Below are 23,979 nucleotides of genomic sequence, written 5' to 3'. Positions count from 1 at the left end.
GGTACCTAGATCAACATGCTCGAATCGGGGGATCGGCGGGAAACCAGGCTGCGCAGGGCCGGCCGGCTGGCGGCCATGGGGGCCTTCGCCGGATGTCTGGTGGCGATGCTGATGCTTCCCGGTCTGGCGGCGATCGGGATGGGCGCCAAGAAGATGGCGTCGGACTTCGAGAACATGGACGTCCAGCAGATCACCCGGAGCCCGTCGGTGCGGTCCACCGTCTACTCCGCGGACGGGCACGAGATAGCCACGTTCTTCAGCGAGTACCGCGAGCCCGTGCGGCTCGACCAGGTGTCGCCCATCATGAAGAAGACGATCCTCGCGGTGGAGGACGCGCGCTTCTACGAGCACGGGGCCCTGGACGTGAAGGGCACGCTCCGCGCGCTGATGCGCAACACCTCCGTGGGCGAGGTGCGTGAAGGCGGCTCGTCCCTGACCCAGCAGTACGCCAAGAACCTGCTGCTGGCCAACGCGCGCACGGACCAGGAGCGCCAGCGCGTGACGGCGCCCACCGTCTTCCGCAAGATCCGCGAACTGCGGCACGCGCTCCATCTCGAGCAGACGATGTCCAAGGACCAGATCTTCGAGGGCTACCTGAACATCGCCTACTTCGGCGCCGGCGCGTACGGCGTCCAAGCAGCGGCTCAGAGGTACTTCGGCAAACCCGCATCGCAGTTGTCGCTGGCCGAGGCCGCGCTGCTGGCGGGCATCACCAAGAACCCGTACGCGTACGACCCCCTCCTGCACCCGCAGGCCGCGAAGGAGCGGCGCGACACCGTGCTGATGCGGATGACCGAGCTGAAGCTCATCACGGAAGCACAGAAGAAGGAGCTCTCCGCAGCGCCTCTGAAGCTCAAGCCTCAGCCAATACGCGGCGGCTGCAGCACCAGCAGGGCACCCTTCTATTGCATGTACGTCCACAGCGAGCTCATCAAGCTGCTGTCCAAAGGCGACCCCAAGAGAGCCAAGGAAGCCGGCGAGCTACTCCAGCGAGGCGGATACCAGGTCCGCACGACCCTCGACTGGGACAGCCAACGGGGCGTCCAGCAGGCCGTCAACGCCCACACATCGCATGAGTCGGACAAAGTGGCCGCTCAGGCCATCGTCGAGGTCGGCACGGGCCATCTGAAGACGCTGGCCATCTCCAAACGGTTCGGTTTCAAGAGTCCCGACACCACGCTGAACCTCGCGGCGGACATGGCGCACGGCGGCGGAGTCGGCGTGTCCGCGGGCTCCACCTTCAAGATATTCACCCTCCTGGCCGCGCTGGAGAAGGGCTTGCCGGTCAAGACGAGCTTCCACGCGCCCGGCTCGACACAGATCGGCGGCTACCGCGACTGCCAGGGCAGGCTCCTTCCGCCCTGGCAGGTGAAGAACTCCCACGAGAGCGAATCCGGCAAGTTCGACCTGCGCACGGGCACGGCCCAGTCGGTGAACACCTTCTACGCCAAACTGCAGCACCAGATAGGCATCTGCAGCGCGGTGAAGATGGCGCACCGCTTCGGCATGAAGCGCGCCGACGGCAAGCCGCTGCAGGAAGTGCCGTCGCAGGTCCTGGGCAGCAACGAAATCGACATGGTGCACCTGGCCGCGGCCTACGCGGGCATCGCCAACCACGGCGTCTACTGCTCGCCTGTCGCGCTCCTGGAGGTGACGGACCCGAGCGGCAAGAAGCTCGCGCTGCCCAAGAACGAGTGCAAGCAGGTCGTCACACGCCAGACCGCGGACACCACGTACGACATCATGCGTTCCGTTTTCGGCGAGAAGGGAACCGCCGCCCAAGTCGGCAAGCCGTCCGGAAGCGTCGCCGGAAAGACGGGTACGTGTGAGAACTTCTCGTGCGCGGTGTTCGCCGGCATCTCCCGCAACCTGTCCTCCGCCGTCGCCTACTGGGACTACCGAGGCGGTTTCAAGTACCCCGTCTACGGCGTCTACGGCGCTGGAACGCCCGCGAGCATCTGGTCCGCCGCCCTCAGCGCGGCGCACCGGACGTACCGGCCGCTCGTGCCCGTGCCCCAGCTGAACGGAACGTCGCTGGGCACGGCGATGACGGTGCTCCAGCAGACCGGCCTCAACGGCGCGGTGTCCGCGAAGCCCGTCGCGTCCAAGCTGCCGAAGGGAAGCGTCGCGTACGTCGCACCCAGCACGCAGAGTGAGCAGGGCGGGACCGTGACGATATTCCTGAGCAACGGCCCTTCCGGGTGACAGACCCTTATCGGACGGCCCTGCCGGCCGATACGGGTACCTTAGGCTCCGTGCTGTCTTCCTCACCCTCTCGGAAAGCGCCCGTCTCGACGTTGCTGAGGCTGCTCGCGGCCAGTGTCATCGCCGGAGTCCTCGTCGCGTTGGTGGCCCTTCCGGGCATCGGGAGTGTGAGCCTCACCGCGCGTGACACCGCCGACGGGTTCATGAACATGGACGTGGTCGAGATCACGCGCGACCCCGCCCAGCAGACCGTCGTGTACGGCTCCGACGGCAAGACGATCGCGACGTTCTTCGACGAGTACCGCGAGAACACCACGCTCGACAAGGTGACGCCCCTCATGCAGAAGGCGATCATCGCGATCGAGGACGCGCGGTTCCGCCAGCACGGCCCGCTCGACCTCAAGGGCACGATCCGCGCGCTGACGCGGAACGCCTCCTCCGGCGGCGCCGTCGAGGGCGGTTCGACGCTGACCCAGCAGCTCGCCAAGAACATGCTGGCCAACAACGCCACCACCGAAGAGGGCTTCAAGGAGGCCACGGCCCCAACCGTCTCCCGCAAGCTCCGCGAACTCCGGCTGGCCGTCCAGCTGGAGCAGACGATGTCCAAGGACGAGATCCTGCAGGACTACCTGAACATCGCCTACTTCGGTGCAGGCGCGTACGGCGTCGAGGCCGCGGCCAAGCGGTACTTCAGCAAGAGCGCCGCCGACCTCACCCTGCCGGAGGCGGCGATGCTCGCGGGCATCACCAAGAACCCGTACTCCTTCGACCCCACCCTGTACCCGGACGCGGCGCTCACCCGGCGCAACACCGTCCTGAACCGGATGCGGGACCTCAACGTCATCACCGCCGACGAGGCCGAGGGCGCCAAGGCCACCAAGCTGCAGCTGAACGAGTACAAGCCGAAGGGCGGCTGCGAGAGCAGCAGGTTCCCGTACTTCTGCGCGTACGTCTACTACGAGATGATCGGCTTCTTCATGGGCGAGGAGGAGCCCAAGAGCCAGGAGGAGCGCCAGACCCGCTTCGAGGCCGCGCGCAAGAAGCTCCTCCGCGGCGGCTACCAGATCTACACGACGCTCGACCCGAAGGTGCAGCGGGCCACCGACGCCGCCGTCAAGTACGCCACGACGCCCAAGAGCACGAAGGTGAACGTCAACGCCGCCGTGCAGCCCGGCACGGGCAAGATCCTGGCCATCTCCACCAGCAAGAAGTACGGCAACGGCCGCGGCGAGACGACCATCAACCTCCCCGCGGACGCCGCGCACGGCGGCAGCATCTACGGCGTGGACGCGGGCTCGACCTTCAAGACGTTCACCCTGCTCGAGGCGCTCAACCAGGGCCTGCCCATCTCGACCTCCTACACCTCGCCGGCGACCACGACCATCCACGGGTACGAGGCCTGCCCCTACCCGCCGGCCGAGAACGGAATGGCGGGCGGCGGCAGCTGGACGCTGAGCAACGCCAGCGACTCCGAAGCCGGCACGTTCAACATGAAGAACGCCACCTGGTTGTCGGTCAACACCTACTACGCCCAGCTTGAGAAGACGGTCGGCGTCTGCAAGTCCGTCAAGATGGCCGAGAAGTTCGGGATGAAGCGCACCAACGGCGAGCCGCTGATGCCCACCCCGTCCCAGGTGCTCGGCGTCAACCCGATCGACGTGGTCCACCTTTCGGCCGCGTACGCGGGCATCGCGGCGCGCGGCAAGTACTGCGAGCCGAACGTCGTCACCAGCGTCGTCGACGCCAAGGGCGCCAAGGTCGAGATCCCCGCCGCCAAGTGCGAGCAGGTCGTCGACCCCCAGGTCGCCGACGCCGCCACCATGATCCTCCAGGGGGTCCTGTCGGGCCACGGCACCGGCGCGGGCCTGGGCATCGGCCGCCCCGCCGCCGCCAAGACCGGCACCTGCGAGAACTACGCCTGCGCGGTGTTCGCCGGCTACACCCCGGACCTCGCCGTCGCCACCGCCTACTGGGACTACCGCAGCGGCGTGCAGTACCCGGTCACGGGCGTCTACGGTGCGACGATCCCCGGCCCGGTGTGGCAGCGGACGATGACCGCGGCGCTGGCGGGCAAGCCCGTCCTGCAGTTCCAGCAGCCCACGCGGGACTTCGGCGACGTCAAGAACAAGAAGATCCCGAACGTGGTCGGCAGGCATGTGGACGAGGGGGCGAGCCTCCTCGGCCAGTCCGGGTTCAAGGTGAGGGTCAAGCACGTCCGCTCGGACGCGCCCGCCGCCACCATCGTCCGGATGTCCCCGACCGGCTCCGCGCCCGAAGGGTCCACCGTCACGCTCTTCATGAGCAACGGCCACGGCGGGCGTCCCCGCCGCTGACGCACCGGGCGGTCCGCGGCTCCGGCCGCCCCGAACGCGAGAAGGCCTCTCCCGGACGCCGGGAGAGGCCTTCTGCACGAAGTCAGGCCAGCTGCCTCTTGACCTCGGCGGCGACCCGGCCGCCCTCGGCCCGCCCGGCGACCTTCGGGTTGACGACCTTCATGACGGCGCCCATGGCCCGCGGACCCTCCGCGCCGGACTCGGCGATCGCGGCGCGGACGAGGTCGGCCAGCTCGTCGTCGCTCAGCGGCTTGGGCAGGTAGGCGTCCAGGACGAGGCCCTCCTCGCGTTCGGCCGCCGCCTGCTCGGCACGGCCGCCCTGGTCGAACGCCTCGGCCGCCTCGCGGCGCTTCTTGGCCTCCCGCATCAGCACCTTGACGATCTCGTCGTCGGTGAGCTCCCGCACGGACTTCCCGGACTTCTCCTCGTTCGTCACGGCAGCCAGCGCCATCCGCAGCGTCCGCTTGCGCACCTCGTCATGGGCCTTCAGGGCCGCGGTGAGGTCGGCTTCCAGCTTCTCCTTCAACATGTCCCCCATCATGCCCGGCGCGGCCGGACAGATCACCTTGTTTAGCCCGGGCACGTCCGGAGGTCTGGCAGCATGGGGAGAATGCGGAAGCTTCTCGCGGTCCCTCTGGGCCTCATCGGCGCCGGCACGGCCACCTTCGCCTACGCCTCGGTCATCGAGCGCAACTGGTTCCATCTGCGCCGCCACGAGGTGCCCGTGCTGAAGCCCGGCAGCCGGCCCGTGAAGATCCTCCACATCTCGGACACGCACCTGACGCCGTCCCGCACCCGCATGATCCACTGGGTCCGCGCCCTGGACACCCTCGAGCCCGACCTGGTCGTCAACACCGGCGACTCGATCTCCCACCGCGACGCCGTCGGCCCGTTCCTGGAGCTGCTCGGCCCCCTCCTGGACCGCCCCGGCGTCTTCGTGTACGGCTCCAACGACTACTTCTCGCCCACGTTCAAGAACCCGGCCCGCTACATCTGGCGCACCTCCCAGTCCGACTACTCCCGCAGCAGCCGCACCCCCGACCTGCCCTACAAGGAGCTCGGCGCCGCCCTGAAGTCCGCCGGCTGGCTCGACCTCAACAACCGCATGGGGCGCCTCAAGATCGCCGGCCTGGACGTCGAGTTCGCCGGCGTCGGCGACTCCCATGTGAACCTGGACGACTACGACAAGATCGCCGGACCGGTCGACCCCCGTGCCGACCTCACGATCGGCGTCATGCACAGCCCCGAGCCCCGCAACCTCGACCGCTTCACCGCCGACGGCTACCAGCTCCTCCTCGCCGGCCACACCCACGGCGGCCAGGTCTGCGCCCCCTTCTACGGCGCCCTCGCCACCAACTGCGGCATCGAACGCGAACGCGTCAAGGGCCTCCACCGCCACCAGGACTCCTGGCTCCACATCAGCGCGGGCCTCGGCACCTCCCCCACCGCCCCGTTCCGCTTCTGCTGCCCCCCCGAGGCCACCCTCCTCACGCTCACTCCCCGCCTCACCTGACGGCCCCCGGCCTTTCCCGAAACCGATTCCCGGTCACCCCCCAACGTCCTGTAGACTCTCCGAGGTGCCAGAGACCGCAAGGTCTTCACACACCGGGGTGTAGCGCAGCTTGGCAGCGCGCTTCGTTCGGGACGAAGAGGCCGTGGGTTCAAATCCCGCCACCCCGACCAGTCCAGGGCCATGATCGAGAAATCGATCATGGCCCTGAGTGCTTTCTGAGCCTTTCCGGCAGATCGCAAAGCCCGGCCCGACGGCCCGGCCGTCGGCCTCGTTCCACCGCCTCCCGCCCTTCGGTCCCTCGCTGCGCTCGGGGCTCTGCCCACCGGGGCTCCGCCCCGGACCCCGGGCGAGGGGCTCCGCCCCTCCCGCACCCCGCCTTCCGGTACCGGTGTCCTCATCCCGTCCAAGGACCTCCGGTCTTCCCCGTTCGGGCATCTCGGTCGTACCAGCGAGGCTCTCCGGGCCTGACGGCCCGTGACGCCTCGCTCCCGCCGTCCGGAACCCGAAGGTGACCCGTCAGGGGACCACCTCACTTCACACATGTCTCCCATGACCTTGTGCGGCCCCCCTTCTGCAGGGGAGTTTTCGCTGTTCAACCCCCAAATACTCATGCACCCAGTGACGTATTCGTGTGTATGAAAACTAGCGAGGGAGGAGGAGGGCGGCCTCTCTCATCGCAGTGACGAGGTCGCTCTCGCAGACCGACTGTCGGACGTATACGGCATGGTGTGCCGCATGGACTGGAGATCATTTCTGAGCCGGTGGAGCCAAGAGCGGATCGACGAGCACGACGTACGGCAGCACAAACCGTTGGATCCCGAGGCGGTGCGCGGCCGGTGGCTGGGTTTCCCGGCGGCGACCGACATCGAGATCGAGCAGGCCGAAGCACGAATCGGCCGCGCGCTGCCGCCCTCTTACCGAGCCTTCTTGCAGACCACGAATGGATGGGCGAGCGAGGAGTTCCCGGTATTTCGTCTCCGCTCGGTGGAGGAGATCGGCTGGCTGCGCGAACTGGAACCGCTCTGGACCGAACCCTGGACTGACGAGGACGACGAGGATCTCGACGAGTACGCAAAGGAAACGGCGACGCTCTTCGACCGGAGCCTGCTGGTGTCCGGAGAGGCCGACCTGACCATCGTGCTCCTCGATCCCGATGACGTTGACGAGAACGGGGACTGGGCGGTCTACCGCTACTCCTCCTGGTCACATGACGAGCCCAAGCGCCACGCCAACCTGCTGGACTACCTCGCCTCCGGTCACGACTGGTGGCTCGAACACACACGCGAGAGACGTGCGCTTATGGACGCCCAGGAGGCCGCAACCGACCGGGGCCGCGATGCCGCACTCGCCGGCGATCTAGAAACCGCGCTGGCGGAACTGAACGTCGCCGTGCGCTCCCCCGAGCTGCGACCCGGCATTCTACTCGGACAGCTCCAGCTGTTCCTGAGCGAGTATGAGGAAGGAAAACGGCGGGTGAGCCGACCGTTCTTCCTCGCCCACTGGCGCGAAGAGCATGCCACCGACCCTCTGATCATCCGGGAGTTCCTGCCGCTCCTCCTGCGCGAGGAGCACGAAGCCACCCCGAACGACCGCATGCCGAGCCTGCAAGCAGCTCTTCGAGCCGACCACCCCGGCCTCCAACGGCTCGTCGACCGCCACCGCGCGCAGAACGCCGCGATCCCTGCCGACTTCGGTAACCCCGAGTTCGACACCCTGATCAAAACCGCCCTGACAGCGCATCCCGAGCCGTCCGAAGCCCTGTGGCAGGCCGTCCTGCACGCGATGCCCCACTGGCGGCCACGCAGCCACGACCACCTCGCCCCGGTCGTCCTACTCGCACACCCCGCCCTCGCCGCACTGATCACACCTGAACGCGGCCGCGAGCTCCTGTCCGTCCCGCGGTTGACGGACCCGCCCGAAACTCCACGCGACCGGCCTCGACACAGGCCCATGCCCTGAACGCAGGGAAGCCGAACGACTGATGCGCTCCAGCGACCTCAGATTTCAGCGCAACGCATTTTCGATCTCATACTGTTCTATCACCGTGGATCCATCGATCTCTTCACCATTGGCATCATGTTCACGGAAGAACCGAACACCGCCCTTATCAAGAAGTTCGACGGATCGAACGAATTCTGACACCTGGGCCTCCGTGGCGAAGAGCACAACGGAGATCACCCTGCTTCCGTCCTCCTCGAGAGATCCGCTCGAACGCACCTCCCACGGCACTTCACATGGCGGCCGGTGATCCGGATCCGGGCAGAGAAGCCCGAGGACCTTCTTCTTTACTTCTTCCACCTCGTCGTCTACATCGGCATCCAGGATGAGGTCGACCAGATAAACCGAACGAACGCCCCTGCTCACTCAGCCCTCCGCTCCATATCCGAAGGAGAATTCATACCCGACACTCTCTCAGCCAACCGCAGGCCTTCGCCGGCATTCAGCCAGACAAAAGCCGCCTGGCGAGGCGGGGAGCGCAGGCGGTCGGAGGCCGCCACCACACGTCGAGCCGGGTCCCCTCGCGCTTCCCGGCCTCCGTCTCCGGCTGAGCGCGGAACTCGCGGTCGCCATCGCGACGCCGTCCTCTTGCTTCCTCACGGCGGCGCTCCACCACGCACACGGCCATGGAACGCACCCCCTGTTTCCGGACGGGGCGCTCGCCGCTTCTGGGCGGGCCCGGTCCGCCGCCGTGGGACCGGGCCCGTCCTGCGGAACGCTCAGGGAGCCTTGGTGGCCGTGTCCGCTCCTTCGGTGATGGCGACGGTCATCGGGCCGCCCTCGACGCAGTCGTCGGGCAGCGGCCGCTCCTCGCCGTCGATGTAGAGCCTGCCGTCCTTGACCTCGGCGGTGGAGTGGGTGGCGCCCTGCGGGTGCAGGCCGCCCTCGGGCTTCGCGGTGGCGGAGCCGTGCTCGGCACGGCCGCTCTCGCCGGGCTTCGCCTTGAACCCCTCGACGTGGGCGCCTGCGGGGGGCACGACCTCGGCCGAGCAGTCGACCGTGACCTTCGGCGCGGGCGAGGGGGTCCCGGCGGAGGCCGTGCCGGACAGCCCGACCAGAGCCGCCAGACCCAGCCCCGCGCCGAGCAGGGCGCCGCCGAGAACGATCTTCTTCATGGGAATCCTCCCGAGTTGCGGTGATGGACGCCCCCGAGACTGGCGGGCGGACCCTGAAGCCACGGTGAAGGCCACGGAGATGATCTTCATGGTGGCTTTAGGCGGGTTCGAGCACGCTTCTCGACGTGCGCGTACTCGTGGTGGAAGACGAACTCCGGCTCGCCGACCTGCTGAAGGACGGCCTGGGCCGCGAGGGCTTCGCGGTCGACCTCGCCTTCGACGGCCGGGAGGGGTTGTGGATGGCGTCCGAGAACCCCTATGACGTGGTCATCCTGGACGTGATGCTCCCCGAGCTGAACGGCTACGCGGTCTGCGAGCGGCTGCGCGAGCTGGAGGTCTGGACGCCGATCCTGATGCTGACCGCCAAGAACGGCGAACACGACGAGGCCGAGGCGCTCGACACCGGGGCCGACGACTTCCTGTCCAAGCCGTTCTCGTTCGTCGTCCTCCTGGCCAGGCTGCGCGCCCTGCTGCGCCGGGGGGCGGCCGAGCGGCCGGCCGTCCTCACCCTCGGCGACCTCCGTGTCGATCCGGCCGGGATGCGCTGCAGCCGCGGCGACGTCAGGATCTCCCTGACGCCGAAGGAGTTCGCGATCCTGCACCATCTCGCCCGGCATCCGGGCCAGGTCGTCAGCCGCGGCGACCTCCTGGAGAAGGCCTGGGACTTCGCCTTCGACGGCGACTCCAACGTGGTGGACGTCTACATCAGCGCCCTCCGCCGCAAGATCGACAAACCGTTCGGCAGGTCCTCGCTGGTCACCGTCCGCGGCGTCGGCTACCGGCTGGAGGCATGATGGGCGTCCGGCTGAGAGCCACCCTCGCGGCGACGCTCACCGTGGCCGTCGCCCTCGCCCTGGCCTCCTTCGCGCTGTTCTCGGCCCTGCACGCGAGCCTGGAGAGGAGCACCCGCCAGGAGGCCGAGGCCAACGCCGCGGCGGCGGCGACGGCCGTCACCGAGCACGGGACCGCGTCGGTCCCCGAGAACACCGGAACCCAGGTCCTGGACGGCGGCCCGTCCTTCACCACGGCCTGGACGGACCGCGCCGGCGGCCATCTGGTCGTCGAGCAGACCGTGCCGACCGCCGACGGGCCCGTCACCGTCCAGGGGAGGGCCTCACTCGTCTTCGCACGGGAGGCCCTGGAGACCCTGCGCCGCCTGCTCGCCCCGGGCGTCCCGCTGCTGCTCGGCCTGGTCGCCCTGCTCACCTGGGCGGCCGTCGGCCGGGCGCTGAAACCGGTCTCCGCGATCCGTGCGAAGGTCGCCGACATCACCGCGAACGACCTGCACGAGCGGGTCCCCGAGCCCCGTGCCCGCGACGAGATCCGGGCGCTGGCGCGGACCGTCAACGGCACCCTCGACCGGCTCCAGAGCGCGGTCGAGGCGCACAGGCAGTTCGTCGCCGACGCCGCGCACGAGCTGCGCAGCCCCCTGACGATCCTGCGCACCCGCCTCGAGCTGGCCGACCCGTCGCCGCTCGCCTCCCAGGCGCTGGCCGACGTGGAACGGCTGCAGTCGCTCACCACGGACCTGCTGCTCCTGGCCAGGCTCGACGCGGGCGAGCCGGCCCGGCACGAGGAGGTCGACCTCGCCCAGATCGTCGCCGAGGAGGCGGCGCAGCAGCGGCCCCGGCCCGACGTCAAGGTCATCATGGACCTGGCCCCCGACCTCCTCGTCCACGGTTCGCCCGGCCGCCTGAGACGCCTGGTCGCCAACCTCGTCGACAACGCCGTACGGCACGCCCGCACGACCGTGGCCGTCCGCCTGAACGCCCGGGACGGCGCGGCCGTACTGCTGATCACCGACGACGGCCCCGGCATCCCCGACGAGCACCGGCACACGGTCTTCGACCGGTTCGCCCGGCTCGACCACGCCCGCGCCCGCGACAGCGGCGGCTCCGGCCTCGGCCTGGCCATCGCCCGCGACATCGCCGCCGCGCACGCCGGGACCCTCCAGCTGACGGACCGCACCGAGGGGACCGGAATGCGCGTGGTGATACCGCTGTACGAGACGGCCGTGGCTCAGGAAAAGCGCCAGGCCTAGTTCACCGATGATGGCAGCCGCATCCGACAGGGGTCCTCGATGCGGCCGAGGTGGCAGGCTGGAGGGGAACGGCCCGGCGATGACAGAGGTGGGACCGGAGTATGGATGTCTCAGAGCTTCAGCGGGCGCTGGACGAGATCTTCGACGGTGCGGTCGGCCATCACGGTTTCGTGGACTACATGCGCGACTACGAGGTGATCGTGCACGTCACGGCCGACCCGTCGACCGGCATCCCTCCCGCAGACCTGCGCTACCTGTTCCGGTACTGCGTCCACGCGCGCTGTGAGACGACCGTCTCCCCCGAAATCTGGGCCCGCTCCCTGGACGACCGGCTCACCGACTACGCGACCGGCGTCGACCTGGACGGGTACGTCTGGGGGGTCAAATGGCACTCCCTCTACCCCGGAGCGACGATCGTCGCCGACTCGCCCCCGGCCCGGCGCTGGACCGCCGCCCTCGGCATCGACTTCCACGAGGTCCGCATCGAGACCAACGCCCACGACCTGACCCTGGTCTTCTCCGACCTCCAGGTCACCCGGATCACGGAGGCGGGTGAGCGGCCGACCGAGTGAGGTCGGGGCGACTCGCCTCTGGTTTTCATCTGTGGCCCGTTCAAAGCGTCTCTTATGCCGTCGAACGTGCTGTGGGAGGATCCTTGACCATTTGCGGATCCCTCTGGAGGACGGTTCTCATGATCTCTCTTGTGCTCATCCTCGGAGTCGCCGGCGTCGGGCTGGCGGCGGTGGTGGCGGTCCTCGTCATCGTCATCGCCAAGAGTTCCCGGCAGGCCCCGATGCCCTACGCGCCGCCTCCCATGCCCCCGATGCCTCACACGCAGCACCCCATGCCCTATCCGCAGCACCCCATGCCCCACCCCCATGTCGAGAACGGGCAGCGCAGGGACGGTCACCACCTTCCGGGCGGCGGTGTCGTGGGCGGCTTCTAGGGTCCGGCTCCGTGGCGACCTCCTGGCCGCCAGGGGACGGGGGAGATCAAAAAATGATCGCGAACGGGTTATAGTTCGGGGACGACTGCGGCCCCATGGCCATCACATCGCGATGGATGTGCCCGTGAATCTGCGTGACGAGGCTGAGACCGTGCTCCGGGCCTGGGACGCCCTCGAGCGCGGGCGCGGGGGTGAGCCCGTCATCGACTTCGACTGCGCGCCCACGGATGCGCAGATCGTGCCCGCTCCGGACAGGCTGGACGTCTACCGGCGGTTGCGGGAGCTGCGCGGGCGGGCGTCCGGGGCGGTGGCCGCGCGGTTGGACGGAGATCTGGCCTATCTCGGGGCACTTCTGGGGGAACATCGTCCGTTGGACGAGTATGTCCGCGCCACGCAGGGGTGTGCGGCGGCCGGGTGGCCGGAGGAGTACGTCGTCGAACGGGGTGAGCGGGCTCGCGCGGCGCTGGAGTCCCTGGGAGTTTCCTGGGGGGCGGCGACCGCCGACGAGCTGGAGCGGGTCGAGGTCCCCCTTCCCGCCGAGGAGGCGGGTGAGGCCATCCGGCGGGCCGCCGAGCACTACGAACCCGCCGTCCGCGCCCTCACCGGGGCCACGGCCTCCTACACCCTCACCATCGAGACCGTCGAGGTGGACGCCTACTGGGCGTTCTGGCTCGACGGGGCGGGCGAGCGGATCCGGTTGCGCCTCAACCTCGCCAACGCCCGCTTCACCGAGGCGGGCGTCCGCCGGTTCGCGCTCCACGAGGTCCTGGGCCACGGCCTGCAGAGCGTCGGGATCGGCGCGCACGGCGCCGGGGCCCCGTGGCCGCGGCTGCTGTCCGTCCACGTCCCCTACCAGGTGGCCCTGGAGGGACCGGCCCAGGCGATGCCCCTGTTCGTGGCCGCCGACGACCCCGTCCTGACCGCCCGCGTCCGGCTGGACCACTACGTGCAGCTCGTCCGCGCCGAACTCCACCTGGCCGTCGGCGACGGCGCCGACCCCGCCGCGTGCGCCGACCACGCCCGCTCCCGCGTGCCGTGGTGGAGCGACCGGACCATCGCCGACCAGCTCTCCGACCGCGGCGCCGACCCGTCCCTACGCTCCTACCTGTGGGCCTACCCGGCCGGCCTCGACTGGTTCGCCGCCCTCGCCGAAGCCGACACCAAGGTGATCGAGAAGGTCTTCCATGCCCTATACCGAGCCCCGCTCACCCCGGCCGAACTCGCCGGACTTCACCCCGCAGGACCGCCTGTCGGTGGCCCCGGACGTCCTGTTCGTCTACGGGCCGCTGCAGTTCCCTGAGGTCCTCTTCGCCCTGCTGGGCAGGGTGCCGTCCCTCATCCCCGCCCAGGCCCCCGGCTGGCGGGCCACCGCCCTGCCCAACCACGTCTACCCGGGTCTGATCACCGCCATCGCCACGGCGTCCGGCTGCCTGATCACCGATCTGTCCCCGCAGGAGTGGCGGCTCCTGGACGCCTTCGAGGACCCCCTCTACGACCTCCACCAGCTCGCCCTGTCCAACGGCCACCACGGCTGGGCCTACGTCTGCGGCCCGGAGACCGAGATCCTCCCGGCCCCCTGGTCCTCCGACGAGTTCACCCAGCGCCACCTCGCGTCCTACGTCGACCGCTGCACCTCCTGGCGCCATCGTTACGCGTCCCACCGGGGCTGACCCGCTTCCGCCGGGTCCGGTGAGACATCGGGCGGCTGCAGGGCTCCCTCAAGGACTTCAGGCTGGCCCGCTTCCGGCGGGTCCGGTGAGAGCGACGCGTAGCGGCCCCGCCCTCGACGCCACCCGCCGTCCGCCGCCGCCGCGCCCGGCCTGTGGACGGTCGCGTGACGCGGGGCGGCGCGGGTACGGGGAAAGGATGGGGAAGGTGTTCCGGTGGGGGCGGGACGCCTGGTCGCGGGCGCGGCGGCGGATGGGGGCCCAGGGATGGCAGGTGCTCCAGACCGCGCTCGCCGCGACCGTGGCGTGGGTGATCGCGGTGCACGTAGCGGGGCATCCGCGGCCGTTCTTCGCGCCGATCTCGGCCATGGTGGCGTTGACGGCGGCGCGGGGCGAGCGGGGGACGACGGCCGTGCGGCTGGTGCTGGGCGTCGTCGTGGGGATCGTGGTGGCGGACCTCGTCCTGTTCGTGCTGGGGAGCACCCTGTGGGCGATGCCGATCTCGGTGTTCCTCGCGATGATGACCGCCGCCGCCCTCCACTCCGCCCGGACCATGTTGATGCAGGCGGCCTCGTCCGCGGTGCTCACCCTCGTCTTCGCGAGCGGCGCGGCGGGCTGGCAGCGGCTCGTCGACGCGCTGATCGGCGCGGGCGTCGCGCTCGTGGTCGTCCAGCTCATCTTCCCGCCGGACCCGGTCCGCCTGCTGCGGCGGTCGGTGAAGGCCGCGCTCGCCGAACTCGCCTCGGGGCTGGACGCCGCGGCCCGCGCCCTGGAAGACGACGACGAGGACGCCGCCAGGCAGGCGCAGGAACACCTGTGGGAGGACAGCGACCAGCTCTCCGCCCTCGCGCAGGCGCGTCTCTTCAGCCGCCGCATCGCCCAGCGCGTCCCCCTCCGGCGCTCCCTGCGGGAACGCGTCAGCTCCGAGGGGGAGAGCGCCCGCCTGCTCAACCTCCTCAACGCCAGCTGCATCCTCCTCATCCGCGCCGCCTTCGCCCTCTCCGACGGGGAGCGCGAGCGGTTCGCCCCCGTCCTGCGGGGTCTGGGCGAGGCGATCGGCGGGCTGGCCGACGACCCTGCCGACCAGGCGTGCCGGCAGGCGGCCTCCGAAAGGGCACTCGACGCCGTACGGCCGCTCGGGGAGACGCCCCCGGCCTCGCATCCCTTTCTGGCCACCGCTGTCATGGCCGCGCGGATGGTCGCCGTGGACCTCCTGATGTTCACCGGCTCCGATCCCAGCGGGGCCCTCGCCGCGGTGCGCTCCGGCAAGGACGACCCGGCCGTCCCGCCACCCCCCACCGGGTGAGGCACGGGCTCAGAACGAGGAGAGGGCGGTGCCCAGGGCGAAGCCGAGCATGGCGGCCAGGCCCGCGGGGCGGCCCGCGCGTTCGGCGGCGGTGGGGATCATCGAGTCGATCAGCATGACGAGGGTCGCGCCCGCGGCGAACCCGTCGATGGCGCCGTTCCACGGGCCCGTCGTCACGTCGGCGAGGCCGTGGCCCGCGACGGTGGCCAGGACGCAGAGCAGCGCGACGCCGAGCCACATCAGCCGGATGTCCCGGGCCGGGTGGCCCGCGGCGCGCATCTCGTTCGCGGAGCCGATCGCCTCGGGCAGGTTCGACACGAACACCGCGACCAGCAGCCCGACGCTCACGCCCGTGCCGGTGGCGAGGCCGACCCCGAGGACGAGCTGCTCGGGGATCCCGTCGAGCACCGCGCCGAGCGCCAGCGCCGGGCCCGCCCCCGCCGCGGCGGACCGGCGCGCCTCCATCCGCTCGATCACCCCGTCGAGCAGGTAGTAGGTCAGGGCCCCGGCGGCGAGCCCGACCGCCATCGCGCCCGTCCCGCCGACCCGTGCCCCCTCCTGCGCCAGCTCGAACGCCACCGCCGAGATCAGCGCCCCCGCCCCGAAGGCGAGCACCAGCCCGACCGTTCGCCGCGGCCACCTCCCCACCAGCCCGAGCAGCGCCCCGATCACCAGCGACGAGGCCGCGACCGCACCCCAGAGCAGGGCCTCCCCCATGTCTGTCCTCCTTCTTCCCCGCACCAGGGGAGAAGGAAGAACTACCCGCCGATCACGTCCCGGACTCAGAGCCCACCAGGCACGCGGTCCGCGCACTTCAGGTCAGCGAGGCAGCTGGCCCGCCTCGTCGACGATGCCCGCGTACTCTCGGAGCTCGTACGAACTCTCCCCGATCGGCCGCACTCGTATGGGAAACGGGGTTATCTGCCCGTCCTTTCCCAGAGCCGCCCCACCGGAACGCTTTCTCAGATCGTTGCGGACCACCACGGCACCCTGGCCTAGGCTCACGTAGGTCGCGGGATCGAGCAGGTACTCGTGTCTGAGGCCGTACTGGTTCATCCGGGCGACGGTCACGACCGGCCGACCGAGCAGGTCGGTGCCCTCGGGCAGCACCTCGACGCCGGGTATCTTCGCGATGGCCCGGAAGGCCGCCGCATGGAGTCGCGGCGGAGTCAGGACGCCTTCGAAAAGCTCGGCGAGCCGATGGTAGGCGGCGTGGTGCCGGTTGTCCTCCATCATGTGTTCCTTGAGTTCTCCTGCCTCGAAGTCCCTGTAGGGGTTCTGCATTTTTTCGATCGCCGCCTTCTTCTCGGCGAAGCCGTCGTCCACGGCTTTGTAGGCTCTGGCCAGGAGTTTTTCTGGATCCGTGGAGAGCGTGCGCAGCCGGTCGTACCGCTTGAGTGGGGTCTGCTCGTTCTTCCGCGGATGTTGTTCGTCGAGGACGATCTTGCGTTCGGGGCCGTTCGGCGAGGCCGCCATCCGGCCGTCGAGCCGCATCCAGGATTCAGCGACATGCTCATAGGAGGCGGCGCTGTCCTTGATGCGGGTCTTCTTGTAAAGCCACTGGTGCGGTCGGGGGCGGATTTCCGGTCGCTTTTCGACGATCCTCGCGAATTCCTCCAGGTACGCGGCGGCGCTCACCGGCTGGAGGGACGACAGGACCATTTTCGGCTCGGTCCCCGCGGGTTCCGTCGTGTTCAGGAAGAGCAGTCCTGCGGCCAGTGCGCCCGCCGTGGCGATCGAGGTGACGAGGACCCAGCGGAAGCGGTGGCGCGGGGCCGGGCCGGGGCCGTCGAGGAGGCGGGCGCGGGCGCGGGCCTTGCTGAACGGGTCGTAGGGGGCGGCCTCGGGCCGGGCGTCGCGGAAGATCTCGATCTCGTCGGCGGTCATGACGTGCCCTTCTCGCTCGTGCCGGTGGGGTCGACGCCGCCGAAGGCGCGGCGGATCTTGGCGCGGACGCGGTGGAGTTTGGAGCGGACGGTTCCGAGGGGCATGCCGAGCGCGGCGGCGCACTCTTCGTAGGTGAGATCAGCCCAGGCCACGAGCAGCAGCAGGTCGCGGTCGGTGGCGGACAGGGCGGTGAGCACCTCGGCCAGGCGGGGCTGGAGCTGGGCGGAGGTGACGCGGGCGGCGCTGCGCTCGTCGAACGACTCGGGTTCGGGGGCGGGCGTGCGGGCGAGGAGGCGGTTGCGGCGGTTCTCGGCGCGGCGGTTCGCGCGGATCAGCCGGGAGGCGATGCCGTACAGCCAGGGCCGGGCGTCCCGGCGGGACAGGTCGTAGGAGGCGCGTTTGCGGAACGCGGTGAGGAAGGTGTCGGAGACGACGTCGTCGGCGAGGTCCGGCCCCAGCCGCCGGGAGACGTACCGGTGGATGTCGTCGGCGTGCCGGTCGAAGAGCAGCGCGAACCGTTCGGGGTCCGCCAGCGACTCCGCTATCAGCGACGCGTCGCCGGGGGAGGAGTCGTGCTCCTCCTCGGCGAGCGCGGGTGGCACGGTCATGGGGGGTGATCCTCTCGCGGGGGCGTGATCACCCTGTACTCGGTCGCCGCCCGCCGGGTGGTTCCCTTTTTCTTCAGCGGCACGTCCAGGCGGCGGTGCCGGCGGGGCCCGGTGCCGCCTGCCAGGTCGGCGGGTGCTCCGGCCAGGTCCGTTCGACGGGCGTCCCGGTCGGCCAGGGGACGAAGACCGTGCACGCGTCGGACGGGAGCCGCCGTCCCCGGTCGTACCAGCCGATCTTCGTCCAGGAGACCTGGTGGTACAGCGCCGCCCTGACCTGCCAGGGCACGGTCCGTTCGGTCAGGACACCGCCTTCCGGCAGGCCCGGGTCGGGTCTCTGCTCCACCAGGAGGGGGCGCGTGATGCTCACCAGGGCCACCAGGTTGACGAGCGCGAGGACGATGACCGGTCTGCGGACGAGGGCGAAGACGGCGAGCAGAGCCGTGGCCGACGCGGTGGCGAGGCCGAGTTCCAGGGAGTCGGAGTCGCGGGTCAGGAAGATGACCTCGGGGAAGTCGAAGGGGATGAACACCGCACTGTCCAACCTCGGGCCCGCGTACAGCGTGACGGTCTGGGCGGTGGCGGTCAGGATCACGACCGCGCCGAGGACGGCTCTGTGGTCGGTGAGCGCGCGGAGCCCGACGAGCGCGTAGGCCAGGGCGACGCAGCTCAGGTAGCGCCCGTAGGCGAAGTTGCCGACGCGGTTCTCGTCCGGGAGCGCGGCCATGGAGGCGTAGGCGATGCCGAAGGTGATGGCGCACAGCGCCAGGGCCGTGGGGTTGCGGCGCACCGCGGCGGTGACCACGACGACCAGGCCCGCGCCCGCCAGGCCCCACGTCGACGTGATCAGGTACCAGATCTGGCCCGCCGCGCCGGACAGCGCCCATGCCTGGCCGTCGAGGCTGAGGAGCCGGTCGCGGAGGTTGCCGCCGAGGTCGAGCGCCCCGGACGGGTAGAGCTCCGCGAGCAGGAAGGCGTTGAGCCGGTCGGCCGCCAGGTATCCGAGGCCCGTGACGGCGAGACCCGCGAGCGCGGGCGGCCGGCTCCTGCGCGCCATCAGCAGCAGGGCGACGACGTGGACGGCGAGGAGGACGGAGCCTCGCGAGTGGACCGCGCAGGCGAAGCAGGCGAGCAGGCTCGCGGGCAGCGCGGAGCCTCGGCCCTGGAAGAACCGGTCGAGCATCAGCAGCCAGGCGAGGACGGCCACGGGGAGGACCGTGTCCGCCAGGGCGTGCCGGCCGAAGATGACGACGGCGGGCAGCAGCGCGGCCGCCCAGGCCAGCGGCAGGCTCGCGTTCCCCAGCCGTTTGAGCGCCAGGTACGCCAGGGGGAAGGCCAGCGCTCCGATCAGGGCGTTGACCAGCATGACGAGCCGGTACGCCAGGACGGGATCGCCGGCCGCCCAGAAGACCGGGGTCAGCAGCAGCGGGTATCCGCCCTGGTAGAAGGTGTGCCCGGACAGGTCGGCGCCCGGCCCGCCGGCCAGCAGCCGCGCCGCGACGAGATACCCGGCCTCGTCGGGGTGGGCGTTCGGCCCCAGCCGGTGCCAGGCCAGCCCGAACCGGAACGCGGCCTGGGCGAGCCAGCCGAGCAGCAGCCACCGGAGCGTGCGGTGCCCTCGCGACGCACGCTCCGAAGGAACGCCTATTCCATCCTTTTCCAGGACAATAGCCACGGATTCCCCTTGATTTTGGGCATGCGAAAGCCGGTCACCGGCTCGGGGTGGACGAGATCAGAAGACGGAGATCACCAGGCGAGGTCCGAAGGCGCTTCGCCTATCGCGATGATGTGGCTCTGCTGCCCGATATGCAGGAATGTCGTGTCTCCGACCTGAAAGAGCAGTGCCTCGCTTGACGGATGCTGCTCCATCAGAACGTGCAGATTCGCGGGGTGATCGACAGACAGCTTCAGAGAACCCAGAGAGCGGGGCCCTCCTCCGGCGCGGGGCAGGGGAAGCCCTGTGACCTTGTACTCCCTGACGAACTGCCGTGACTCGCTCCGCAGCGCGACGATCCTCTTTCCATCGGGAGAGAACATCGCGTTGACCAGGCCGAAACCATTATCGGCCCCCAACGCGATTTCGTTCTCCCTCTCGTCGGTGAAGCCCGAATGAGGATTCCCCACGTTGGTAAACCGGAGTTGCGCGCTGGGCGCCCCTCCGTCCTTGGCGTCGCGGGACTGCAGGAAGGCCGCCAACGTCCGCCCGTCCGGGGAGTAAGCGAGGTTCCGTACCAGCTTGTCCGCGTACCAGCTCGTAGTGGTCCCCGCCCAATGGTGGGCGATCCGCTGCTCTCCGGACAGGCCATCACCGATGTGGGTTTCAATGCCTCCCTCCCTCACCTTCCGGCCGCAACCCTCATACGAGTAGGCGATCTGGTCGCCCTTCGAGTTGGTCGCCAGGTTCGCGGGCGTGCCATCCAACGCCTCGAACGTGATGGAGTTCGTTCCCCAACTGCTGAAATTGCCATCGGTTGAGATCTGGATGCGGTAGACCGTGTATTGCGTACATCTGGGTTGGGTGCCTGCGCCCAGGCGGGTCAGAAGGTAGAAGGAGTTACCCTCCTTCCCCCCGTCATCCGGGATGGCGGCGATGGACACGAAGCTCTCCCCGTTGCCCGCCTCATTGATCTGCCGTAGCTCTCCTGTGGCGGTCGAACGAATCTCGAAGCGGGATTTCCGGTTCTCCGTTGCGCCATAGACCGCCACGTAGACCTCCGGTGCCGTCCCGATGGCGAGGCTCGGCGAGCTCATCGGGATCGGCGCGTCGGGTTCTCCGTCCGGCAGGACGAACGGTCCCAGCACGACGAGGGCGACGACGAGGGCCGCCCAGGCGGGCATGAACCGCGGGAGTCCCTGCCTGCGGGGAGCGGCGGGCAGTGGCCGCGGCCGGTCCTCCACCAGTTTCGCGGTCCCCTGGAGGGCCGCCTTGAGCCGGTCTTCGACGTTCATGAGGCGTCCCCCAGTTCTCGTTCGAGGGCGGACAGGGCCCGGGACATGGTGGAGCGGACGGTGGAGGGGCGGATCCGCAGTGTCGTGGCGATCTCCTCGTCCGGCAGGTCGGCGTAGAACCGCAGCACCAGCACCTCCCGCTGCCGCCGAGGCAGCCGGTGCAGGGCGCGCATCACCTCGCGGTGGTCCTCCCCGAGCATCGCCTGCGACTCCGCCGACCAGGCCGGGGGCTCGTACCGTTCGGCGTGCCGGCGGATGAGTTTCCGGCGGCGCAGCACCGACCGGCAGCCGTTGAGCACCGCGGAACGCACGTAGGCGAGGAGTTTCTGCTCATCCCGCAACGACGGCGTGTTCCGGTGGAGCCGGACGAACACGTCCTGGACCACGTCTTCGGCGGTCGCCTCGTCACCGACGAGCATCATCGCCAGCCGGACCAGCCCCGTCTGGTGCTCGCGGTAGAACGCGGGCAGCGCGGGTGACGCCTCGGTGATCACCGCACTCCACCTGATCGCATGTTCGCTCTCCACATGAAGGAGACGCACACCCCATCAGGGTTGCTGCTTCACAAGAACGACTTTTCTCAGGCCCGCATCAGGCCCGCATCAGGCCCCGAGGTTCTCCAGGACCTGGCGCGCGGCACGCTCCGGAGTGCTCCGCATGGTCGCCGACACCTCCGACACCCCGCTCAGGTGGTACTCGATCTCCAGCAGGAGCCTTCCGGAGCGCACCTGGACGAAGGACGCGGCACCGGCGAACGAGCCGCTCACGGTGGACTCCTTCGTGAAGGCCTCGTCTCCCAGGCCCGGCAGGTCGCGGGGAGCGGAGTCCACGGCGGTGACGGCGGGATCGGCGCCGATCCCCGAAGAGCCCGTGGCCTGCCGCTTGAGGAGTGCGAAGGTGTCCCTGGCGAGTTCCTCCCCGGACTTGTCCCCCCGCGGTTCCAGGAACCGCGCCTTGATCTGGAGCCTGCCCTCACTGGCGCTCCAGACGCAGGTGACGGAGTCCTTGGGACTGCCGGAGGAGGAGCCCACCAGCCCTTCCGACTGCTCGGAGGTGAGCAGCGTGCAGGGATCGTCGGGCACTGCGGTGAAGCTCGCGGAAGGTACGGCGACAGGCGGCGAAGGGGGTTCCTTTTCCTGCCGGGACGCGTCCGGCCGGAAGAGGAGATACCCCGCGACGGCCAGCAGCACGACGACCAGGCCTCCAGCTCCGGCGAACAGCAGCCCTCCCCGTCGCGGTGGAGGCGGCGTCCCCGGAACGGTCGGAGCGTCCCCGGGAAAAACCGGAGGGCCGCCGGGAAAGACCGAAGGAGGACGCGGCATGACGGACGGGGTCACTCCCGCCACCGTCTCGAAGGCGCGCCGGATCTCCGCGGGCACCGGCCTCTGGTGCGGGTGGCGGTCCATCATCGCCGTGAGCACGGGCCCGAGCACCGGACCGGCCAGCCGAGGAGGCGGCACGTCCTCGGTCAGGACGGCCCCGAGCATCGCCAGTGCGTTGGGCTTCTCGAACGGGCGGCGGCCCTCGACGAGCGCGTACAGGGTCGCGCCGAGGGACCACAGGTCGGACGAAGGTCCCGCGCCGTGCCCGTCCTGGAGCCGTTCGGGCGCCATGTAACCGGGCGAGCCGATGATCCCCTCGGCCGAGGTCAGCCGGTGGTCGCCGGAGAGTGTGGCGATGCCGAAGTCGGTGAGGATCGCCCGGTCCCCGCTGAGCAGGACGTTCGCCGGCTTCACGTCCCGGTGCAGGATGCCGCGTTCGTGCGCCAGGCACAGTGCTTCCAGCAGTTGCAGGCCGATCTCGGCGACGCGTTCGGGCGGCAGCGGACCCCGTTCGACCCGGACGTGCTCCAGGGACGGCCCGTTGATGAGGTCCATCACGATCCACGGCCGGTCGCCGGCCTGGAGCACGTCGTGCACCGTGATGATGGACGGGTGGGGCAGTGCCGCGGCGGCGCGCGCCTCCCGCAGGAGGCGTTCGCAGAAGTCGGCGCGCTGCCCGGCGTCGAGCCCGGACGGCAGCCGCACCTCCTTGACCGCGACGGTCCGGCCGAGGAACTCGTCCCGCGCCCGCCAGACGTCGGCCATGCCGCCCTGTCCGAGGCGGCTCTCCAGCCGGTACCGTCCGGCCAGCAGCGTTCCCTCAGCCACGGTGCATCGCCTCTGCCACCCAGTACGCGCCCCGGAGGGCGGCGTTCTTCACCCGCTCTTCACCCGCTTCGTCGCTTTTGCTGCTGCGCCGAACCTCGACGATCCCCACCGCGTCGCCCATCCGGAAGGCCACGGTCATCCGCGTGAATCCCGACCCTCTCGAGCTCTGGAACGCCTCCTTCTTCAGGAAAGCCTCCTCGCCCAGGCCGGGGACCGAGTCCGCCGACGCGAGCAGCCCGATGGTGTTGCGTTCCCCGTCGAGCCTCCCGCGCGGGTCGTCGCTGAGCTCCACCTCGACCCGCAGATCGAAGCGCAGCGCGCTCGGCAGCCCTGCGTCGGAGCTCCAGGTGCACACGCCCTGCTCGCCCGGCTGCCCTTCCTTCGGTGTGACGACCAGCTGCTCCACCTGCTCGCCGGTCAGCAGGGTGCAGGGGTCGGGCAGGCTCGTGAAGTCCCTCGTCGCCCCCTGCGGCGGATCCGGTTTCACCAGGCTGATCGTTACGGGCACGAGCACGACGGCGAGAGCGGCGGCCATCAGCCCGAGCACCAGCGGACGGAACCGCCACGGCTCACCGGCCTTCCGTCGCTTCGGAAGGCACGCTTTCAGCTCTCTGCGCAGCCCGGACGCGCCGGGCCGGGCCGTCGGGTCCGGGTTCAGCAGTGGCAGCAGCACCGCCCCGAGCCGGGGGGCGCGCATCGGAGGCAGGACCTGCCCGTACCGGATCGCCTCCGCGGTGGGGTACGGCGACCTTCCTTCGAGCAGCGTGGAGAGCGTCGCGGCGAGCCCCCACAGGTCGGAGGCGGGGGTCCGTTCGGCTTCGGGCGGCAGGTAAGCCCCGTACGGACGGCTCATCCCGAATCCCAGGAGCTTGACCCGCCCGTCGGAGGACCGTACGACCGACGACGGCTGGACGCCGCCGTGCACCACGCCCAGCGCGTGTGCCGTGGTCAGCGCGTCCAGCAGTTCCAGGCCGAGTTCGGTGGCCTGCTCTTCGGAGAGGACTCCTCCGGTCTCGAAGGCCTCGACCGGCTCGGTGACGGCCCATGCCCCGCCGTCCTCGGTGACGACGTCGTGGACGATGACGGCGGAGGAATGCCTCAGCGCCGTCGCGGCACGGACGGCGGGCAGCTCCTCGTCGGCGATCCTGCGCACCATGACGTCGCGGTGCAGCAGCTCGTCCATCGCCCGCCAGGCGGTCTGTGCCTCGTCCAGCGGCTGGAGCAGCCGGTAACGGCCCATCAGTGTCGTCGGTATCGTCATCGG

22 protein-coding genes and 1 tRNA gene are annotated in these 23,979 nt (G+C 70.0%); 12 read left to right on the top strand and 11 right to left on the bottom strand.

The window, feature by feature from the left end; translation table 11 throughout:
* The first annotated feature begins 15 nt into the window (after positions 1-15).
* A complete protein-coding gene (locus tag C2865_RS04110; protein ID WP_106396897.1) occupies positions 16-2,205 on the top strand; it encodes a transglycosylase domain-containing protein in 2,190 nt (729 codons plus the stop codon).
* Between the two features lie 92 nt (positions 2,206-2,297).
* Positions 2,298-4,538: a penicillin-binding protein gene (locus C2865_RS04105; protein WP_106396896.1), complete on the top strand. Its 2,241-nt coding sequence runs from the start codon at positions 2,298-2,300 to the stop codon at positions 4,536-4,538.
* A gap of 82 nt (positions 4,539-4,620) precedes the next feature.
* Here C2865_RS04105 and C2865_RS04100 read toward each other — a convergent pair whose 3' ends face one another.
* The gene (locus tag C2865_RS04100; protein ID WP_408608288.1) at positions 4,621-5,067 is read right to left on the bottom strand and encodes a GatB/YqeY domain-containing protein; all 447 of its coding nucleotides are present in this window, start codon (positions 5,065-5,067) and stop codon (positions 4,621-4,623) included.
* A gap of 81 nt (positions 5,068-5,148) precedes the next feature.
* Here C2865_RS04100 and C2865_RS04095 point away from each other — a divergent pair, with 81 nt between their 5' ends.
* From C2865_RS04095 to C2865_RS04085, 3 genes are all read left to right on the top strand, one after another.
* A complete protein-coding gene (locus C2865_RS04095; protein ID WP_106396895.1) occupies positions 5,149-6,051 on the top strand; it encodes a metallophosphoesterase in 903 nt (300 codons plus the stop codon).
* A gap of 93 nt (positions 6,052-6,144) precedes the next feature.
* Positions 6,145-6,221, top strand: a tRNA-Pro gene (locus C2865_RS04090).
* A 565-nt stretch (positions 6,222-6,786) separates the two neighbouring features.
* The gene (locus C2865_RS04085; protein WP_157963553.1) at positions 6,787-8,010 is read left to right on the top strand and encodes an SMI1/KNR4 family protein; all 1,224 of its coding nucleotides are present in this window, start codon (positions 6,787-6,789) and stop codon (positions 8,008-8,010) included.
* Positions 8,011-8,055: 45 nt separating this feature from the next.
* On the opposite strand, the gene C2865_RS39220 is transcribed toward C2865_RS04085, so the two are convergent.
* On the bottom strand, positions 8,056-8,415 hold the full coding sequence (locus C2865_RS39220; protein WP_157963552.1) for a hypothetical protein: 360 nt from the start codon (positions 8,413-8,415) through the stop codon (positions 8,056-8,058).
* A 353-nt stretch (positions 8,416-8,768) separates the two neighbouring features.
* Positions 8,769-9,164, bottom strand: a complete 396-nt coding sequence (locus C2865_RS04080) for a hypothetical protein (RefSeq protein ID WP_106396893.1) — start codon at positions 9,162-9,164, stop codon at positions 8,769-8,771.
* Between the two features lie 125 nt (positions 9,165-9,289).
* Between C2865_RS04080 and C2865_RS04075 the strand changes: the two genes are divergently transcribed.
* The 7 genes from C2865_RS04075 to C2865_RS04045 all read left to right on the top strand — a co-directional run bounded on the left by C2865_RS04075 (position 9,290) and on the right by C2865_RS04045 (position 15,124).
* A complete protein-coding gene (locus tag C2865_RS04075; RefSeq protein WP_106396892.1) occupies positions 9,290-9,958 on the top strand; it encodes a response regulator transcription factor in 669 nt (222 codons plus the stop codon).
* Positions 9,958-11,205, top strand: a complete 1,248-nt coding sequence (locus C2865_RS04070) for a sensor histidine kinase (protein ID WP_232835337.1) — start codon at positions 9,958-9,960, stop codon at positions 11,203-11,205. The genes C2865_RS04075 and C2865_RS04070 overlap by 1 nt, the downstream gene beginning before the upstream one ends.
* A gap of 101 nt (positions 11,206-11,306) precedes the next feature.
* Positions 11,307-11,777, top strand: coding sequence for a YxiG-like protein (locus C2865_RS04065; RefSeq protein ID WP_106396890.1), 471 nt, complete (start codon positions 11,307-11,309; stop codon positions 11,775-11,777).
* 119 nt (positions 11,778-11,896) lie between these two features.
* A complete protein-coding gene (locus C2865_RS04060; protein ID WP_106396889.1) occupies positions 11,897-12,151 on the top strand; it encodes a hypothetical protein in 255 nt (84 codons plus the stop codon).
* 124 nt (positions 12,152-12,275) lie between these two features.
* Complete coding sequence (locus C2865_RS04055) at positions 12,276-13,451, top strand: hypothetical protein (RefSeq protein ID WP_157963551.1); 1,176 nt, start codon at positions 12,276-12,278, stop codon at positions 13,449-13,451.
* The gene (locus C2865_RS04050; protein ID WP_198652894.1) at positions 13,405-13,821 is read left to right on the top strand and encodes a gamma-glutamylcyclotransferase family protein; all 417 of its coding nucleotides are present in this window, start codon (positions 13,405-13,407) and stop codon (positions 13,819-13,821) included. The genes C2865_RS04055 and C2865_RS04050 overlap by 47 nt, the downstream gene beginning before the upstream one ends.
* Before the next feature lie 205 nt (positions 13,822-14,026).
* Entirely contained in the window at positions 14,027-15,124 is a 1,098-nt protein-coding gene (locus C2865_RS04045; protein ID WP_157963550.1) for an FUSC family protein, read from the top strand.
* A 9-nt stretch (positions 15,125-15,133) separates the two neighbouring features.
* On the opposite strand, the gene C2865_RS04040 is transcribed toward C2865_RS04045, so the two are convergent.
* The 8 genes from C2865_RS04040 to C2865_RS04005 form a co-directional block, all read right to left on the bottom strand.
* Positions 15,134-15,841, bottom strand: a complete 708-nt coding sequence (locus C2865_RS04040; protein ID WP_106396886.1) for a ZIP family metal transporter — start codon at positions 15,839-15,841, stop codon at positions 15,134-15,136.
* Between the two features lie 102 nt (positions 15,842-15,943).
* A complete protein-coding gene (locus C2865_RS04035; RefSeq protein WP_106396885.1) occupies positions 15,944-17,011 on the bottom strand; it encodes a CU044_5270 family protein in 1,068 nt (355 codons plus the stop codon).
* The gene (locus C2865_RS04030; protein ID WP_106396884.1) at positions 17,008-17,619 is read right to left on the bottom strand and encodes an RNA polymerase sigma factor; all 612 of its coding nucleotides are present in this window, start codon (positions 17,617-17,619) and stop codon (positions 17,008-17,010) included. Before C2865_RS04030 ends, C2865_RS04035 begins: the two co-directional genes overlap by 4 nt.
* A 73-nt stretch (positions 17,620-17,692) precedes the next feature.
* Positions 17,693-19,291: a hypothetical protein gene (locus tag C2865_RS41315; RefSeq protein ID WP_106396883.1), complete on the bottom strand. Its 1,599-nt coding sequence runs from the start codon at positions 19,289-19,291 to the stop codon at positions 17,693-17,695.
* A gap of 71 nt (positions 19,292-19,362) precedes the next feature.
* Positions 19,363-20,565, bottom strand: a complete 1,203-nt coding sequence (locus C2865_RS04020; protein WP_106396882.1) for a hypothetical protein — start codon at positions 20,563-20,565, stop codon at positions 19,363-19,365.
* Complete coding sequence (locus tag C2865_RS04015; protein ID WP_232835335.1) at positions 20,562-21,059, bottom strand: RNA polymerase sigma factor; 498 nt, start codon at positions 21,057-21,059, stop codon at positions 20,562-20,564. The genes C2865_RS04020 and C2865_RS04015 overlap by 4 nt, the downstream gene beginning before the upstream one ends.
* Before the next feature lie 108 nt (positions 21,060-21,167).
* On the bottom strand, positions 21,168-22,715 hold the full coding sequence (locus C2865_RS04010; protein WP_106396881.1) for a serine/threonine-protein kinase: 1,548 nt from the start codon (positions 22,713-22,715) through the stop codon (positions 21,168-21,170).
* Positions 22,708-23,976, bottom strand: a complete 1,269-nt coding sequence (locus C2865_RS04005; RefSeq protein WP_157963549.1) for a protein kinase family protein — start codon at positions 23,974-23,976, stop codon at positions 22,708-22,710. Before C2865_RS04005 ends, C2865_RS04010 begins: the two co-directional genes overlap by 8 nt.
* Positions 23,977-23,979 lie beyond the last annotated feature (3 nt).

This window comes from Actinocorallia populi, from assembly GCF_002995495.1.
Lineage (GTDB): Bacteria > Actinomycetota > Actinomycetes > Streptosporangiales > Streptosporangiaceae > Actinocorallia > Actinocorallia populi.
Note: the sequence above shows the minus strand (reverse complement) of the source record. Positions and strands in the feature narration are given on the sequence as shown.